Annotated in this window: 13 protein-coding genes; 10 read left to right on the plus strand and 3 right to left on the minus strand. The window is 59.1% G+C overall.

The features are described from left to right. The first annotated feature begins 205 nt into the window (after positions 1-205). Positions 206-1,735 carry a DHA2 family efflux MFS transporter permease subunit gene (locus tag ACZZ0B_RS07725; protein WP_008082126.1) on the plus strand — a complete coding sequence of 510 codons (1,530 nt, stop codon included), beginning with the start codon at positions 206-208 and terminating at the stop codon, positions 1,733-1,735. A 124-nt stretch (positions 1,736-1,859) separates the two neighbouring features. Here the strand turns inward: ACZZ0B_RS07725 and lpxH are convergent, their stop codons facing one another. Next, the gene (lpxH, locus tag ACZZ0B_RS07730) at positions 1,860-2,612 is read right to left on the minus strand and encodes a UDP-2,3-diacylglucosamine diphosphatase (RefSeq protein WP_463544773.1); all 753 of its coding nucleotides are present in this window, start codon (positions 2,610-2,612) and stop codon (positions 1,860-1,862) included. Then, positions 2,609-3,115 carry a peptidylprolyl isomerase gene (locus ACZZ0B_RS07735; protein ID WP_008082130.1) on the minus strand — a complete coding sequence of 169 codons (507 nt, stop codon included), beginning with the start codon at positions 3,113-3,115 and terminating at the stop codon, positions 2,609-2,611. Before ACZZ0B_RS07735 ends, lpxH begins: the two co-directional genes overlap by 4 nt. A gap of 248 nt (positions 3,116-3,363) precedes the next feature. Here ACZZ0B_RS07735 and ACZZ0B_RS07740 point away from each other — a divergent pair, with 248 nt between their 5' ends. The 3 genes from ACZZ0B_RS07740 to ACZZ0B_RS07750 all read left to right on the plus strand — a co-directional run bounded on the left by ACZZ0B_RS07740 (position 3,364) and on the right by ACZZ0B_RS07750 (position 7,906). Continuing rightward, positions 3,364-5,061, plus strand: a complete 1,698-nt coding sequence (locus ACZZ0B_RS07740) for a glutamine--tRNA ligase/YqeY domain fusion protein (RefSeq protein WP_008082132.1) — start codon at positions 3,364-3,366, stop codon at positions 5,059-5,061. A 22-nt stretch (positions 5,062-5,083) separates the two neighbouring features. After that, complete coding sequence (gene cysS, locus ACZZ0B_RS07745) at positions 5,084-6,466, plus strand: cysteine--tRNA ligase (protein ID WP_008082133.1); 1,383 nt, start codon at positions 5,084-5,086, stop codon at positions 6,464-6,466. 234 nt (positions 6,467-6,700) lie between these two features. Continuing rightward, complete coding sequence (locus ACZZ0B_RS07750) at positions 6,701-7,906, plus strand: MFS transporter (protein WP_463544774.1); 1,206 nt, start codon at positions 6,701-6,703, stop codon at positions 7,904-7,906. 84 nt (positions 7,907-7,990) lie between these two features. Here the strand turns inward: ACZZ0B_RS07750 and ACZZ0B_RS07755 are convergent, their stop codons facing one another. Further along, entirely contained in the window at positions 7,991-9,829 is a 1,839-nt protein-coding gene (locus tag ACZZ0B_RS07755; RefSeq protein WP_463544775.1) for a sigma-54-dependent Fis family transcriptional regulator, read from the minus strand. A 341-nt stretch (positions 9,830-10,170) separates the two neighbouring features. Here ACZZ0B_RS07755 and ACZZ0B_RS07760 point away from each other — a divergent pair, with 341 nt between their 5' ends. From ACZZ0B_RS07760 to ACZZ0B_RS07785, 6 genes are read left to right on the plus strand one after another with little or no spacing between them, the layout of a single operon-like run. Then, complete coding sequence (locus ACZZ0B_RS07760; RefSeq protein WP_007912480.1) at positions 10,171-11,265, plus strand: ABC transporter ATP-binding protein; 1,095 nt, start codon at positions 10,171-10,173, stop codon at positions 11,263-11,265. Continuing rightward, a complete protein-coding gene (locus ACZZ0B_RS07765) occupies positions 11,265-12,377 on the plus strand; it encodes an ABC transporter ATP-binding protein (RefSeq protein WP_463544776.1) in 1,113 nt (370 codons plus the stop codon). The genes ACZZ0B_RS07760 and ACZZ0B_RS07765 overlap by 1 nt, the downstream gene beginning before the upstream one ends. Continuing rightward, positions 12,374-13,240: a carbohydrate ABC transporter permease gene (locus ACZZ0B_RS07770; protein WP_007912484.1), complete on the plus strand. Its 867-nt coding sequence runs from the start codon at positions 12,374-12,376 to the stop codon at positions 13,238-13,240. Before ACZZ0B_RS07765 ends, ACZZ0B_RS07770 begins: the two co-directional genes overlap by 4 nt. A 30-nt stretch (positions 13,241-13,270) precedes the next feature. Then, entirely contained in the window at positions 13,271-14,065 is a 795-nt protein-coding gene (locus ACZZ0B_RS07775; protein ID WP_371926003.1) for a carbohydrate ABC transporter permease, read from the plus strand. 10 nt (positions 14,066-14,075) lie between these two features. Beyond that, positions 14,076-14,348: a DUF2160 domain-containing protein gene (locus tag ACZZ0B_RS07780; protein WP_007912485.1), complete on the plus strand. Its 273-nt coding sequence runs from the start codon at positions 14,076-14,078 to the stop codon at positions 14,346-14,348. A 48-nt stretch (positions 14,349-14,396) separates the two neighbouring features. Beyond that, positions 14,397-16,139: an ABC transporter substrate-binding protein gene (locus ACZZ0B_RS07785; protein WP_008083741.1), complete on the plus strand. Its 1,743-nt coding sequence runs from the start codon at positions 14,397-14,399 to the stop codon at positions 16,137-16,139. Positions 16,140-16,296 lie beyond the last annotated feature (157 nt).

Consider the following 16,296-nt stretch of genomic DNA (forward strand, 5'->3'; position numbering starts at 1 on the left):
GATTCAGAAAAGACGGGACTGCTGCGCAGTCCATCGGGGATAAATCCCCTCGCCACAATAAATCCCCTCGCCACAGATAAATGCCCTCACCTCAATCAATTTTCCAGTCACAGATAGCTTTCATTGCCAAATAAATGCTTGCTCCCACAAAGGGCAGCCGCGTCTGTAACAGACGCAGCGCCAACCCGGTTCCAAAGGATTCGCGATGAGCAATAACGCTTCTTTCACGCCGCCCAGCCTGTTGCTCAGCACCATCGGCCTGTCGCTGGCGACCTTCATGCAAGTGCTCGACACCACCATCGCCAACGTGGCGTTGCCGACGATTTCCGGCAACCTGGGGGTGAGTTCGGAGCAGGGCACCTGGGTGATCACCTCGTTCGCTGTCAGCAACGCCATTGCGCTGCCGCTGACCGGCTGGCTCAGCCGCCGGTTCGGCGAGGTGAAACTGTTTTTGTGGGCGACCATTCTGTTCGTGCTGGCCTCGTTTCTCTGCGGTATCTCGACGTCGATGCCAGAACTGATCGGCTTCCGCGTCCTGCAAGGGCTGGTCGCCGGGCCGTTGTACCCGATGACGCAAACCCTGTTGATCGCGGTCTATCCGCCCGCGAAGCGCGGCATGGCCCTCGCGCTACTGGCGATGGTCACGGTGGTCGCACCGATTGCCGGGCCGATTCTCGGTGGCTGGATTACCGACAGCTACAGCTGGCCGTGGATTTTCTTCATCAACGTGCCGATCGGGATTTTTGCGGTAATGGTGGTGCGTTCGCAATTGGCCAAGCGCCCGGTGGAAACCAGTCGTCAGCCGATGGACTACGTCGGTCTGATCACGCTGATCATTGGCGTCGGTGCGTTGCAGGTGATCCTCGACAAGGGCAATGACCTGGATTGGTTCGAGTCGAACTTCATCATCATCGGCGCGGCGATTTCGGTGATCGCGTTGGCGGTGTTCGTGATCTGGGAAATGACTGACCAGCACCCGGTGGTCAACCTGCGGCTGTTCGCCTACCGCAACTTCCGCATCGGTACGCTGGTGCTGGTGTTGGGTTACGCCGGGTTCTTCGGCATCAACCTGATCCTGCCGCAGTGGTTGCAGACGCAAATGGGCTACACCGCGACCTGGGCGGGTCTGGCTGTGGCGCCGATCGGCATTTTGCCGGTGCTGCTGTCGCCGTTTGTCGGCAAGTACGCGCACAAGTTCGACCTGCGTTTGCTCGCCGGGATCGCGTTTCTGGCAATTGGCCTCAGTTGCTTCATGCGTGCGGAATTCACTAACGAAGTGGACTTCCAGCACATCGCCCTGGTGCAGCTGTTCATGGGCATCGGCGTGGCGCTGTTCTTCATGCCGACCCTGAGTATCTTGATGTCCGACTTGCCGCCGAACCAGATCGCCGATGGCGCCGGTCTGGCGACTTTCCTGCGGACCTTGGGCGGCAGCTTCGCGGCGTCGCTGACCACGTGGATCTGGATTCGCCGGGCTGACCAGCATCATGCGTACATGAGCGAAAGCATCAGTACCTATGAGCCCGCGACGCGGGAGACGTTGAATCATTTAGGCGGCGCGAGCCAATCGGCTTATGCGCAGATGGATCAGATCCTCACCAGCCAGGCGTACATGCTCTCCACCGTGGATTACTTCACGCTGTTGGGCTGGGGCTTTATGGGCTTGATTCTGATTGTGTGGCTGGCCAAACCGCCGTTTGCCGCCAAGGCAGGGCCGGCCGCCAGCGGTCACTGATCCGAAGCGCGGTCAAACTGTAGGAGTGAGCCTGCTCGCGATAGCGGTGTATCAGTCAACAGAGATGTTGAAGGTGATATCGCTATCGCGAGCAGGCTCACTCCTACATTTGTTTGGTGTTTCGTCAGTTAGCAGGTGCTGGCAATTGAGGTGGCGGGGCGAAATCGAACGGCGCCAGGGCGTAGCCGCTCTCATCCACTTGCAACGCCCAACCCTGTCGATCCCAATCCCCGAGCACAATCCGCTTCGCCGCTTCATCACCGATCTGCAACTTGTGGATCGCCGGGCGATGGGTGTGCCCGTGGATCAATGTTTTCACCCCGTATTCCTGCATGATCCGCGGAATCTCCTCGGGCGTGACATCGACAATGTCATTGGCCTTCATCCGCGTCTGCGCACGGCTCTCACTGCGCAGTTTGCGCGCCAGTTTATGGCGGCTGCTCAGGGGCAGGTTGCGCAGGACAAACAGGGTGATCGGATTACGCAGATAGCGCCGCAGCTTCATATAGCCAACGTCGCGGGTGCAGAGGCTGTCGCCGTGCATCAGCAGCACTGGCTCGCCGTAAAACTGCACGACACTCGGGTCCTTCAACAACGTACAGCCGGCCTGCTTGCAGAAGGCCTTGCCGAGCATGAAGTCGCGATTGCCGTGCATCAGAAAAATCGCCGTGCCGCTGTCGCTTAAATCGCGCAGGGCCTGGCAGATGGAACGCTGGAAGGGCGTCATGGCGTCGTCGCCAATCCACGCTTCGAAGAAGTCGCCGAGAATGTACAGCGCACTCGCCGAGCGGGCGCGTCCGGCGAGCAAATCCAGAAACGCCCGGGTAATGTCCGGGCGCTCCTCTTCCAGATGCAAGTCTGAAATCAGCAATATCACGCTTCGATGATCTCGGCTTTCTCGATGATCACGTCGTCTGCTGGTACGTCCTGGTGGCCGGACTTCATGGTGGTCGACACGCCTTTGATCTTGTCGACAACGTCGGTGCCGGCAGTCACTTTACCGAATACCGCGTAACCCCAGCCCTGCACGTTCTTGCCGCTGTGGTTGAGGAAAGTGTTGTCAGCCACGTTGATGAAGAACTGCGCGGAAGCCGAATGCGGCTCCATGGTGCGGGCCATGGCAACAGTGTACTTCTCGTTGGAAAGACCGTTGTCAGCTTCGTTCTGGATGCTTGGACGCTTGTCTTTCTTTTCCTTCATGCCTGGCTCGAAACCGCCGCCCTGGATCATGAAGTTACCGATGACGCGGTGGAAAACGGTGTTTTCGTAGTGACCGGCGTTGACGTACTCGATGAAGTTGGCGACGGTGATCGGCGCCTTTTCAGCGTTCAGTTCGATGACGATGTCGCCATGATTGGTGGTCAATTTAACTTGAGTCATGATCGCTACTCTTTAGAGGAATTCGTGGTTTTGGGACATCGAGCCCCCAAACCGGTTCAGCCAGCGTGGGCCAAGGTGCGCAGTTTAGCGTGACAGGCGCGAATTTCGAGGCTGTTTTTCAATTCCCGGCGATAAAAAGCACACCTTTATAGGGCCTGCTCTGTCAGCCCCTTGACAGCATCGGCTATGATAGCGGCTTTGTTTTGTCTGGCCCCTCTGCGGCCGCGCACCTGTAAGTCAAGGATCCTATGAGCAAGCCCACTGTCGACCCTACCTCGAATGCCAAGTCCGGCCCTGCCGTGCCGGTCAATTTCCTGCGGCCGATCATCCAGGCAGACCTGGACTCGGGCAAGCACACGCAGATCGTCACCCGTTTCCCGCCGGAGCCCAACGGCTACCTGCACATCGGCCACGCCAAGTCGATCTGCGTGAACTTCGGCCTGGCCCAGGAGTTCGGCGGCGTCACGCACCTGCGTTTCGACGACACCAACCCGGCCAAGGAAGATCAGGAATACATCGACGCGATCGAAGCCGACGTCAAATGGCTGGGCTTTGAATGGTCCGGCGAAGTGCGCTACGCCTCGCAGTATTTCGACCAGTTGCACGATTGGGCCGTTGAGCTGATCAAGGCTGGCAAGGCCTACGTCGACGACCTGACTCCGGAGCAAGCCAAGGAATACCGTGGCAGCCTGACCGAGCCGGGCAAAAACAGCCCGTTCCGTGACCGTTCGGTTGAAGAGAACCTCGACTGGTTTGCGCGCATGCGTGCCGGTGAATTCCCGGACGGCGCCCGCGTGCTGCGCGCGAAGATCGACATGGCCTCGCCGAACATGAACCTGCGCGACCCGATCATGTACCGCATCCGCCACGCCCATCACCACCAGACCGGCGACAAGTGGTGCATCTACCCGAACTACGACTTCACCCACGGTCAGTCGGACGCCATCGAAGGCATCACCCACTCGATCTGCACCCTGGAATTCGAAAGCCATCGCCCGCTGTACGAGTGGTTCCTCGACGCGCTGCCAGTGCCGGCGCACCCGCGTCAGTACGAGTTCAGCCGCCTGAACCTCAACTACACCATCACCAGCAAGCGCAAGCTCAAGCAACTGGTCGATGAAAAGCACGTGCATGGCTGGGACGATCCGCGCATGTCCACGCTGTCGGGCTTCCGCCGCCGTGGCTACACGCCGAAATCGATCCGCAACTTCTGCGAAATGGTCGGCACCAACCGTTCCGACGGCGTGGTTGACTTCGGCATGCTCGAATTCAGCATCCGTGACGACCTCGATCACACCGCGCCGCGCGCCATGTGCGTGCTGCGTCCGCTGAAAGTCGTGATCACCAACTACCCGGAAGGCCAGGTCGAGAATCTCGAACTGCCGCGCCACCCGAAAGAAGACATGGGCGTGCGCGCGCTGCCATTCGCCCGGGAAATCTACATCGACCGTGACGACTTCATGGAAGAGCCGCCGAAGGGCTACAAGCGCCTGGAACCGGCCGGTGAAGTGCGTCTGCGCGGCAGCTACGTGATCCGTGCCGACGAAGCGATCAAGGACGCCGACGGCAACATCGTCGAACTGCGTTGCTCGTACGACCCGGAAACGCTGGGCAAGAACCCTGAAGGCCGCAAGGTCAAAGGCGTGATCCACTGGGTACCGGCAGCCGCCAGCGTCGAGTGCGAAGTGCGTCTGTACGATCGTCTGTTCCGCTCGGCCAATCCTGAGAAGGCCGAAGACAGCGCGAGTTTCCTCGACAACATCAACCCTGATTCGCTGCAGGTACTCACCGGTTGTCGTGCGGAGCCATCGCTTGGCAATGCACAGCCGGAAGACCGTTTCCAGTTCGAGCGCGAAGGCTACTTCGTTGCCGATTTGAAGGACTCGAAACCAGGTCAGCCGGTATTCAACCGTACCGTGACCCTGCGTGATTCGTGGGGCCAGTGATTTCGCGTCAAGGAAATATAAAGTGCTGACGATTTACAACACGCTCACCAAGAGCAAAGAAGTCTTCAAGCCGCTCGATGGCAACAATGTGCGCATGTACGTCTGCGGGATGACCGTGTACGACTACTGCCACATTGGCCACGGCCGCAGCATGGTCGCGTTCGACCTGGTGACCCGCTGGTTGCGGTTCAGCGGTTACAACCTGACCTACGTGCGCAACATTACCGACATTGAAGACAAGATCATCAATCGTGCCCGCGAAAACGGTGAGCCGTACGACGCACTGACCGAGCGCATGATCACCGCGATGCACGAGGACGAGGCGCGCCTCAACATCCTCAAGCCGGACATGGAACCGCGTGCCACCGATCATATTCCGGGCATGCTGAGCATGATCCAGACCTTGATCGACAAGGGTTACGCCTACGCCCCGGGCAATGGCGACGTGTACTACCGCGTCGCCAAATTCATGGGCTACGGCAAGCTGTCGCGCAAGAAGATCGAAGACCTGCGCATCGGCGCGCGCATCGAAGTCGACGAAGCCAAGCAGGATCCGCTGGACTTCGTCCTGTGGAAAGCTACCAAGCCGGGCGAGCCGAGCTGGGAATCGCCGTGGGGCGCAGGGCGTCCGGGCTGGCACATCGAGTGCTCGGTGATGTCCACCTGCTGCCTCGGCGAGACCTTCGACATTCATGGCGGCGGCAGCGACCTCGAGTTCCCGCACCACGAAAACGAAATCGCCCAGAGCGAAGCGGCCACCGGCAAGACCTACGCCAACGCGTGGATGCATTGCGGCATGATTCGCATCAATGGCGAGAAGATGTCCAAGTCCTTGAACAACTTCTTCACCATCCGCGACGTGCTGGAAAAGTACCACCCGGAAGTCGTGCGTTACCTGCTGGTGTCGAGCCACTACCGCAGCGCGATCAACTACTCGGAAGACAACCTCAAGGACGCCAAAGGCGCGCTCGAGCGTTTCTACCACGCGCTCAAAGGCCTGCCGACTGTGGCGCCGGCGGGCGGCGAAGCGTTCGTCGAGCGTTTCACTACGGTGATGAACGACGACTTCGGTACGCCGGAAGCGTGCGCTGTGTTGTTTGAGATGGTGCGTGAGATCAACCGTCTGCGTGAGAGCGATCTCGATGCAGCGGCGGGTCTGGCGGCACGTCTCAAAGAGCTGGCGAGCGTGTTGGGTGTGTTGCAGCTTGAGGCCGATGACTTCCTGCAGGCGGGCGCCGAAGGGCGTGTCGATGCGGCTGAAGTCGATGCGCTGATTGCGGCGCGTCTGGCAGCACGTGCGGGTAAGGACTGGGCTGAGTCGGATCGTATCCGCGACCAGCTCACTGCCATGGGCGTGGTGCTGGAAGACGGCAAGGGTGGCACGACCTGGCGTCTGGCTGACTGATAGCTGTGTTTGGCTGCAAAACAAAACCCGCCTTGTGCGGGTTTTGTTTTTTAAAGTCAAAAGATCGCAGCCTTCGGCAGCTCCTACAGTGATTGCATTTCCATGTAGGAGCTGCCGAAGGCTGCGATCTTTTGATCTGCGCTTTTAGCCAGGGTTGCTTTTGCTCTGCGCGTAGGTCTTGATGTCTGCCGCAGCCGGATGCTGCGTCGATGACGATTGTGCAAAGGAGAAATCATGGCAAATCACTATCGCGAACTGCTCACAACGCCCGGCGCCACCGGGTTAGTGCTCGCGAGCTCCATCGCCCGATTGCCACAGGCAATGATCGGCATCGGCATCATCACCATGCTGGTCCAGCAAACCGGCGTCTATTGGCTGGCCGGCGCAGTCGCCGGTACATTCACCCTGGCCAATGCACTGCTCGGCCCGCACATCTCGAGACTGGTCGACCAACACGGCCAGAGTCGCGTGCTGCCCATCGTCACGGCATTCAGCATCGGCATGCTGCTGGCGCTGATCACCGCCGTATATTTGCGCGCACCCGCCGCATTGCTGTTCGTCCTGGCCGCACTGGCGGGGACGATGCCGAGCATGCCGTCGATGATCCGCGCGCGCTGGACGCAGCTGTTCCGAGGCAAGCCGCAACTGCACACGGCGTTCTCGCTGGACACCGTCCTCACCGAACTGGCCTACATTATCGGCCCGCCACTGGCGATCGGTTTGAGCGTGAGCTTTTTCGCCGAAGCCGGGCCACTGGTTGCGGTTGGGTTACTGGCCGTCGGGGTGACGGCGTTTCTCCTGCAACGCGAGACTGAACCCAAGGTTGTCGTGGGCCACGCCAGCCATAGTGGCTCAACCCTGCTGATCCCCGGCGTTCGCACCATTGTCCTCGCGCTGTTGGCGATGGGCGTCATTGGCGGAGCAATCGACGTCGCCGTCGTCGCGTTCGCCAATGCGCAAGGCTGGCCAGCCTCCGCAACCTTCATCCTCGCCGCCTATGCGTTTGGCTCACTGGTCGCGGGACTGACATTCGGTGCGATGAGGGTTTCGCTGGCGATCGAAAAGCAGTTCCTGATCGGGATATTGGTCACGGCGTTTACCGGTGTGCTGCCGGTTTTTGCGACGGACGTTTATGTGCTGACCGCAGCGCTGTTTATCGCCGGCATCTCGTTTGCGCCGACGATGGTCGTGGTGATGAAAATGGGCACGATCATTATCCCGCCATCGAGGATTACTGAGGGGCTGACGTGGATGACCACCGGGATCAGCGTGGGTGTTGCACTCGGCGGCATGTTGGCGGGGATGGTGATTGATACCTTTGGCGCGCGAGCGGGATTTGCGGTGGCTATTGGTGCGGGTTTGCTGATGGTGGTCGTTGTGCTGGCGGGGTTGCGCACATTGGCGGCGGCTTCGGCTGTGCAGGTTGAGCCAGCCATTTAAAGTCAAAAGATCGCAGCCTTCGGCAGCTCCTACATACGATCCCTGTAGGAGCTGCCGAAGGCTGCGATCTTTTGATCTGCGCTGCTAACCGCCCAACTGCCGCAACCGTTTATAAAGCGTATTCCGACTCACCCCCAACCGCCGCGCCAGGTGGGAAATATTCCCCCCGGCCAACTGCAACTCCCGGTTCAACGCCTCCACATCATTTAGATCAACCCCCAACGGCACCGCGCTCTCCACCGGCTCCATCTCCAGATCAACAAAAAAATCATCCGGCAAATGCTCCGGCCGCACGGGTTGTTCCTCGGCCATCGCCAGCGCCACCTGCATCACGCTGCTGACCTGACGCAAATTGCCCGGCCACGGATGCCGATCAAACAACTCCAGCACTTCACGACTCAACCCCGCCCATTGGGTCGGCTCACGATGCTGCTCCCACAGCCGTTTAAACAACGCCTCCTTGTCACTGCGCTCGCGTAGCGGTGGCAGCTCCAGGGTCAAGCCACCAATGCGGTAATACAAATCCTCACGAAACCGCCCCAACTGCACTTGTTCGCGTAAGGATCGGTTAGTCGCCGAGATAATCCGCAAATCCACCGGGAACAACTCACTACTGCCCACCGGCTGCACACAACGCTCCTGCAATACCCGCAGCAACCGCGCCTGAGTCGGCAACGGCATGTCGCCGATTTCGTCGAGGAACAACGTGCCTTTGTCTGCCTTGCGAATCAGGCCGATGCTGCCTTTCTGGTTGGCGCCGGTGAACGCACCTTTCTCGTAGCCGAACAACTCGGATTCCACCAGTTCGGCGGGGATCGCAGCACAGTTCACGGCGATGAAGGCTTGTTTGCTGCGTGAGCTGGCTTGATGCAGCGCTTTGACGAAGACTTCTTTGCCGACCCCGGTTTCGCCATGAATCAGCAACGGAATGTCTTTCTCCAGCAACCGCTCCGCCTGCCGCACGGCTTTTTCCACGCGACTGTCGCCGAAGTGCAGGGTGTTGAGGCTGATGGCGGTGGGCGCGACGTTTTTGGGTTCATCAGCAAAAACGCGCGGTTGAATCGATGCCTGTTTCGGCCGCTTCAACAAACATTGAAAACGGTTGCGCCCGGAGGTCTGCAAGGCAAACGGCATCCCGTCGGGCTGATTGATCAACTCCAACAGTGAGACCTTGAACAGGCTTTCAACACTGACCCGCGACAAACGCACACCGAGCAGGTTGTCCGCGCGGCGATTGGCCGACAGCACCTGTCCGCTCTCATCAAAAATCAACAACCCGGCCCACTGGCTGTCGAGGTTGTTCAGTCCGGTGTTGAAGGTCAGTTGAAAGTGCTGGCCATGAAACAGGTTAAGGATCAGCCGGTTCTCCACGGTCTGGCTCATCATCTTGACCATGCCCAAGGTGTGCGAGGGCGGCAGGTAGCTGTCGCTGGACACGTCGAGCACTGCAATCACCTTGCGCTCGGCGTCGAAAATCGGCGCGGCGGAACCGGTCATGAAACGGTTGGCTTTCAGAAAATGTTCGTCGTGTTCGATGTGTACCGCCTGCTCACAGGCCAGCGCTGTGCCGATCGCGTTGGTGCCGCTGCAGCGCTCCATCCAGCTAGCACCGGCCTGAAACCCCCGGGCCAGATTCGGTTCGATAAAGCGTTGCGTGCCCCACGAGGTCAGCACCTGGCCCTGATTGTCGGCGAGCATGATCAGGCAGTTGGAGTTGCTGAGGATGTTTTCGTAATAGGGCAGGACTTCCTGATGCGTGGTCTGCACCAGTGAATGATGGCTGTCGAGCAGATGCGTGATGCCGGCGGCGGGCAACTGATCGAAGGCCGGCGTGCTCTGGTGGTCGAGACCGAACGCGCGGCAACGTTGCCAGGAAGTCTGGACGATCGCGTCGTGGGACAGCGGCGGGGCAGGTGCGGCCATGGCAGTCAGCCTCTGATGCAGCATTCTTATTATTGTTATTCGATCCCCTGTAGGAGCTGCCGCAGGCTGCGATCTTTTGATCCTGTTTTTTGACAATCAAGATCAAAAGATCGCAGCCTGCGGCAGCTCCTACAGGGGGATCGGTTCGCAAAAAGCGTTTATAGAGTGTTGTTCACTATTGTTCATTGTCAATCGGCCAACTGTTCAAATGTGTTCAGCAATGAACGCCGTTTCCCCACGCTTTCACCGATTTTCGCGACAAATCAATCACTTAATATTTTTGGCACGAAACTCGCTCCTGTGCACAGGTCGCTTGACTCCAATAATAAAAAGGCCGAGCCATGTCACTCACCCTGGAGCACGTCAGCCGCACCGTCGAGGGCCAGACCTGGATCGACGATGCGTGCCTGAAATTCGAACCCGGTTCGTTCAACGTTTTGCTCGGCCGCACGCTGTCCGGCAAAACCAGCCTCATGCGTTTAATGGCCGGGTTGGACAAGCCCGACAGCGGCCGCATCCTGATGAACGGCGTCGACGTCACCCAACGCCCGGTGCGCCTGCGCAACGTGTCGATGGTCTATCAGCAGTTCATCAACTACCCGACCATGACCGTGTTCGAGAACATCGCCTCGCCGCTGCGTCAGGCCGGTGTGTCGAAAGAGATCATCCATAGCAAAGTGCAGGAAACCGCGAAGATGCTGCGCATCGAGAAGTTTCTGCAGCGCTATCCGCTGGAGTTGTCCGGCGGCCAACAGCAACGCACGGCCATGGCTCGCGCGCTGGTCAAGGATGCCGAGCTGATCCTCTTCGATGAACCGCTGGTCAACCTCGACTACAAACTGCGCGAAGAACTGCGTCAGGAAATGCGCGAGCTGTTCAAGGCGCGCCACACCATCGCCATTTATGCCACCACCGAGCCCAACGAAGCGCTGGCACTCGGCGGCACCACGACGATTCTTCACGAAGGCCGGGTGATTCAGAGCGGCCCGTCGACTTCGGTATATCACCAGCCACAAACCGTACTTGCGGCTGAGCTGTTCTCCGAACCACCGATCAACCTGATGCCGGGGCGCATCGCCGGCAACGAAGTCAGCTTCGCCAATTTTGTGCACTTCCCGCTTAACGTCGATCTGCGCCCGGTGGGCGAGGGCGAGTTCCGATTCGGTGTGCGCCCCAGCCACATCTCGCTGGTGCCGAGCAACGATGATGACCTCGAACTGGCCGTCACCGTTGAAGTCGCCGAGATCAGCGGTTCGGAAACCTTCCTGCACGTGCGCAACGAACATTTCCTGCTGGTGCTGCACCTGCCCGGCGTTCACGAATACGACGTCGATGCGCCGATCCGCATTTACATCCCGACCCACAAACTGTTCGTTTTCGATGCGCAGGGCCGTCTGGTGCAAGCACCGGGCCGGCGTGTCGCGAGGGTTGCCTGATGGCCGAAATCCGTTTGCAGCACCTCGCCCACAGCTACAGCAAGACCCCGAGCGGCGCGGAGGATTACGCGATTCGCGAGATGGATCACGTCTGGGAGCAGGGCGGTGCCTACGCCTTGCTCGGGCCGTCGGGTTGCGGCAAGTCGACCTTGCTCAACATCATTTCCGGCCTGCTCAGCCCCTCGCAGGGCCACGTGTTGTTCGACGGCAAAGCGGTCAACGACCTGACGCCGGAGAAGCGCAACATTGCCCAGGTTTTCCAGTTTCCGGTGGTCTACGACACCATGACCGTGTTCGATAACCTCGCCTTCCCCCTGCGCAATCAGGGCATGGCCGAGGCGAAAGTACACAGCAAGGTGCAGGAAATTGCCGAAGTCCTCGACCTGCAAAACCTGCTGAGCAAAAAGGCGCGCAACCTCACCGCCGACGAAAAACAGAAAGTTTCGATGGGCCGTGGTCTGGTCCGTGACGACGTTTCGGCGATTCTTTTCGATGAACCGCTGACGGTGATCGACCCGCACCTGAAGTGGAAACTGCGGCGCAAGCTCAAGCAGATCCACGAGCAGTTCAACATCACCATGGTCTACGTCACCCACGATCAACTGGAGGCCTCGACTTTCGCCGACAAGATTGCGGTGATGTACGGCGGCCAGATTGTGCAGTTCGGCACGCCACGGGAATTGTTCGAACGGCCGAGCCACACCTTTGTCGGCTATTTCATCGGCAGCCCGGGGATGAACCTGATCGAGGTGCAGCCACAACCCGGCGGCGTCGGTTTCGCCTCGACACATTTGCCGTTGTCCGACGCGATGCAGCGACATATCGAACACGGCCAGTGGAAAAATCTGAAGGTCGGCATCCGACCTGAGTTTATTCACGTGTGGGACGAGCCGTTTGATGACGCGATGCAGGCAACCGTCGTACACGTCGAAGACCTCGGCACCTACAAGATCATGACCCTCGATCTCGACGGCGCACCGCTGAAAGTGCGCCTGGCCGAAGACAAACCGGTGCCGCAGGGCACCGCGTACATCAGTTTTCCGGCGCAGTGGCTGATGGTTTATGCCGATGAGTTTCTGCTAGAAGCCGACAGCAGCGAGGTGCAGCCATGAACAAGGTGCAGAACAACAAGGCCTGGTGGCTGGTGTTGCCGGTGTTCCTGCTGGTGGCGTTCAGTGCGGTGATCCCGATGATGACCGTGGTCAACTATTCGGTGCAGGACATCTTCGACCAGTCCAGCCGCTACTTCGTCGGTGCCGACTGGTACAAGCAGGTGCTGCTCGATCCGCGTCTGCACGACTCGTTGCTGCGTCAGTTCATCTATTCAGCGTGCGTGTTGTTGATTGAAATTCCGCTGGGCATCGCCGTCGCCCTGACCATGCCGACCAAGGGCCGCTGGTCGTCGGTGGTGCTGATCATTCTGGCGATTCCGCTGTTGATTCCGTGGAACGTGGTCGGCACTATCTGGCAGATTTTCGGCCGCGCCGACATTGGTTTGCTTGGGTCGAGCCTCAACGCCATGGGCATCAGCTACAACTACGCGGCCAACACCATGGACGCCTGGGTGACGGTGCTGGTGATGGATGTCTGGCACTGGACTTCATTGGTGGCGTTGCTGTGCTTCTCCGGATTGCGCGCGATTCCCGATGTGTATTACCAAGCGGCGCGCATCGATCGAGCCTCAGCCTGGGCGGTGTTCAGGCACATTCAATTGCCCAAGTTGAAGAGCGTGCTGCTGATCGCAGTGATGCTGCGTTTCATGGACAGTTTCATGATTTACACCGAGCCGTTCGTGCTCACCGGCGGCGGGCCGGGTAATGCCACGACCTTCTTGAGTCAGACGTTGACCCAGATGGCCGTAGGGCAATTCGACCTCGGTCCGGCAGCGGCGTTTTCGCTGGTGTACTTCCTGATCATCCTGTTGGTGTCCTGGCTGTTCTACACCGCCATGACGCACTCCGACGCCAACCGCTGAGGCCCGGCCATGAGCAAACGGCTTACCCCTATGAAAAAAGTTATTCCACTGCTGGTGTACATCCTGTTCCTGCTGGTGCCGATCTACTGGCTGCTGAACATGTCCTTCAAGAGCAACACCGAAATCCTCGGCGGCCTGACGCTTTTCCCACAGGACTTTACGCTGGCGAACTACAAGGTGATCTTCACCGATCCGAGTTGGTACAACGGCTATCTCAACTCGCTGTATTACGTGAGCCTGAACACGGTGATCTCGCTGAGCGTGGCGCTGCCGGCGGCCTATGCGTTTTCGCGCTATCGTTTTCTCGGCGACAAACACCTGTTCTTCTGGTTGCTGACCAACCGTATGGCGCCACCGGCGGTGTTCTTGCTGCCGTTTTTTCAGTTGTATTCGTCGATTGGCCTGTTCGATACGCACATCGCCGTGGCTTTGGCGCATTGCCTGTTTAACGTGCCGCTGGCGGTGTGGATTCTCGAAGGCTTCATGTCCGGCGTGCCCAAGGAAATCGACGAAACCGCCTACATCGACGGCTACAGTTTTCCCAAGTTCTTCGTGAAGATTTTCATCCCGCTGATCGGTTCCGGGATCGGTGTCACGGCGTTTTTCTGCTTCATGTTTTCCTGGGTCGAATTGCTGCTGGCGCGCACGTTGACCTCGGTAAACGCCAAGCCGATTGCGGCGGTGATGACCCGCACAGTGTCGGCGTCGGGAATCGATTGGGGTGTGCTGGCGGCGGCGGGGGTGTTGACCATTCTGCCGGGCATGCTGGTGATCTGGTTTGTTCGCAACCACGTGGCCAAGGGCTTTGCCCTCGGTCGGGTTTGAGGAGCTGATGATGGAATGGATGAGTTGGACCACCCCGACAGCCGCATTCTTCATCGTCATCGGCCTGATTCTGGTCGGCATGACCACTTGGGAATTGCGTTCGCCGAGCATCCTGCGGCGAGGTTTTCTACCGATTGCCACCACCCGTGGCGATCGTTTGTTTATCGGTCTTCTCGGCAGCGCCTACCTGCATTTGCTGGTGATCGGCGCCACCGACTGGAGCATCTGGGTGGCGTCCGCGTTGTCCCTGGTGTGGCTGTTGGCTGTGATGCGTTGGGGCTAGTCGAGTCGTTCGGCAACCGTGCTCCGAAATCCTAAACAGGAGGTCTCTATGTTCGACAAAAACAATAAGCTGCGACATAGCATTTCATTGGCAGCCATGCTGGCACTCAGCGGTTTGAGCGCCGCCGCGTGGGCCGATGCCTACGAAGACGCGGCGAAAAAATGGATCGGCAGTGAATTCAAACCGTCGACCCTGACGGCTGAACAGCAGCTCGAAGAATTGAAGTGGTTCATCAAGGCGGCCGAGCCGTTTCGCGGCATGGACATCAAGGTCGTTTCCGAGACCCTGACCACCCACGAATACGAGTCGAAAGTGCTGGCCAAGGCCTTCACCGAAATCACCGGGATCAAGCTCACCCACGACCTGCTGCAAGAAGGCGACGTGGTCGAGAAAATGCAGACGGTGATGCAGTCCGACAAAAACATCTATGACGGCTGGGTCAACGACTCGGATCTGATCGGTACGCACTTTCGTTATGGCAAAACCGAATCGATCACCGACCTGATGGCCAACGAAGGCAAGAACTTCACCTCGCCAACCCTCGACATCAAGGACTTCATCGGCATCTCCTTCACCACCGCGCCGGACGGCAAGATCTATCAACTGCCCGACCAGCAATTCGCCAACCTGTACTGGTTCCGCGCTGACTGGTTTGAGCGCGCCGATCTGAAAGCCAAGTTCAAGGAAAAATACGGCTACGAATTGGGCGTGCCGGTGAACTGGTCCGCCTATGAAGACATCGCCAAATTCTTCAGCGAAGACGTCAAGGAAATCGACGGCAAGCGCGTTTACGGGCACATGGATTACGGCAAGAAAGACCCGTCGCTGGGCTGGCGCTTCACCGATGCCTGGTTCTCCATGGCCGGTGGAGGCGACAAGGGCATTCCGAATGGTTTGCCGGTGGACGAGTGGGGGATTCGTGTCGAGGATTGCCACCCGGTCGGCTCCAGCGTGACCCGTGGCGGCGACACCAACGGCCCGGCGGCGGTGTTCGCCACGCAAAAATATGTCGATTGGCTGAAGGCTTACGCGCCACCGGAAGCGGCGGGCATGACCTTCTCCGAGTCGGGGCCAGTACCGTCGCAGGGCAACATCGCCCAGCAGATTTTCTGGTACACCGCGTTCACCGCCGACATGACCAAACCGGGTCTGCCGGTGGTCAACGCCGACGGCACGCCGAAATGGCGGATGGCGCCATCGCCACGCGGGCCGTATTGGGAGGAGGGCATGAAGCTCGGTTATCAGGACGTGGGTTCGTGGACGTTCATGAAATCCACGCCTGAGAAACAGAAACTGGCGGCGTGGCTGTACGCGCAGTTCGTCACTTCGAAAACCGTGTCGCTGAAGAAAACCATCGTCGGCCTGACGCCGATTCGCGAGTCGGACATCAACTCGCAGGCGATGACCGATCTGGCACCGAAACTCGGTGGTCTGGTCGAGTTCTACCGCAGCCCGGCCCGCGTGCAATGGACCCCGACCGGGACCAACGTGCCGGACTACCCGCGCCTGGCGCAATTGTGGTGGAGCCACATCGCCGAAGCGGCCAGCGGCGAGAAGACCCCGCAACAAGCGCTGGATGGTTTGGCCAAGGATCAGGACGCGATCATGACGCGCCTCGAACGCTCCAAGGCTCAGGCGGTGTGCGCACCGAAAATGAACCCGGAACGCGATGCGCAATACTGGTTTGATCAACCGGGCGCACCGAAACCGAAACTGGCCAACGAGAAGCCGAAGGGCGAGACCGTGAGCTACAACGAACTGCTGAAATCCTGGGCGGATGCACGCAAATAACAGTTGAAATGTGAACGGCGAACGGCACCGGAAGGTGCCGTTTTTTTTGTGCCTGATCGACCGCAATCGCGAGCAGGCTCACTCCTACAGGTTTCTGTGTCGTTCACAGAGGCTGCGTACACCGCAAATCCTGTAGGAGTGAGCCTGCTCGCGATAG

The sequence above is a fragment of the Pseudomonas sp. AC247 genome (genome assembly GCF_979258015.1).

What these genes read in the sequence shown, in the direction of transcription:
- ACZZ0B_RS07725 (WP_008082126.1), top strand. Translation starts at nt 206, where the DNA reads ATGAGCAATAACGCTTCTTTCACGCCGCCCAGCCTGTTGCTCAGCACC.
- ACZZ0B_RS07735 (WP_008082130.1), bottom strand. Translation starts at nt 3,115, where the DNA reads ATGACTCAAGTTAAATTGACCACCAATCATGGCGACATCGTCATCGAA.
- ACZZ0B_RS07740 (WP_008082132.1), top strand. Translation starts at nt 3,364, where the DNA reads ATGAGCAAGCCCACTGTCGACCCTACCTCGAATGCCAAGTCCGGCCCT.
- ACZZ0B_RS07750 (WP_463544774.1), top strand. Translation starts at nt 6,701, where the DNA reads ATGGCAAATCACTATCGCGAACTGCTCACAACGCCCGGCGCCACCGGG.
- ACZZ0B_RS07755 (WP_463544775.1), bottom strand. Translation starts at nt 9,829, where the DNA reads ATGGCCGCACCTGCCCCGCCGCTGTCCCACGACGCGATCGTCCAGACT.
- ACZZ0B_RS07760 (WP_007912480.1), top strand. Translation starts at nt 10,171, where the DNA reads ATGTCACTCACCCTGGAGCACGTCAGCCGCACCGTCGAGGGCCAGACC.
- ACZZ0B_RS07765 (WP_463544776.1), top strand. Translation starts at nt 11,265, where the DNA reads ATGGCCGAAATCCGTTTGCAGCACCTCGCCCACAGCTACAGCAAGACC.
- ACZZ0B_RS07770 (WP_007912484.1), top strand. Translation starts at nt 12,374, where the DNA reads ATGAACAAGGTGCAGAACAACAAGGCCTGGTGGCTGGTGTTGCCGGTG.
- ACZZ0B_RS07775 (WP_371926003.1), top strand. Translation starts at nt 13,271, where the DNA reads ATGAAAAAAGTTATTCCACTGCTGGTGTACATCCTGTTCCTGCTGGTG.
- ACZZ0B_RS07780 (WP_007912485.1), top strand. Translation starts at nt 14,076, where the DNA reads ATGGAATGGATGAGTTGGACCACCCCGACAGCCGCATTCTTCATCGTC.
- ACZZ0B_RS07785 (WP_008083741.1), top strand. Translation starts at nt 14,397, where the DNA reads ATGTTCGACAAAAACAATAAGCTGCGACATAGCATTTCATTGGCAGCC.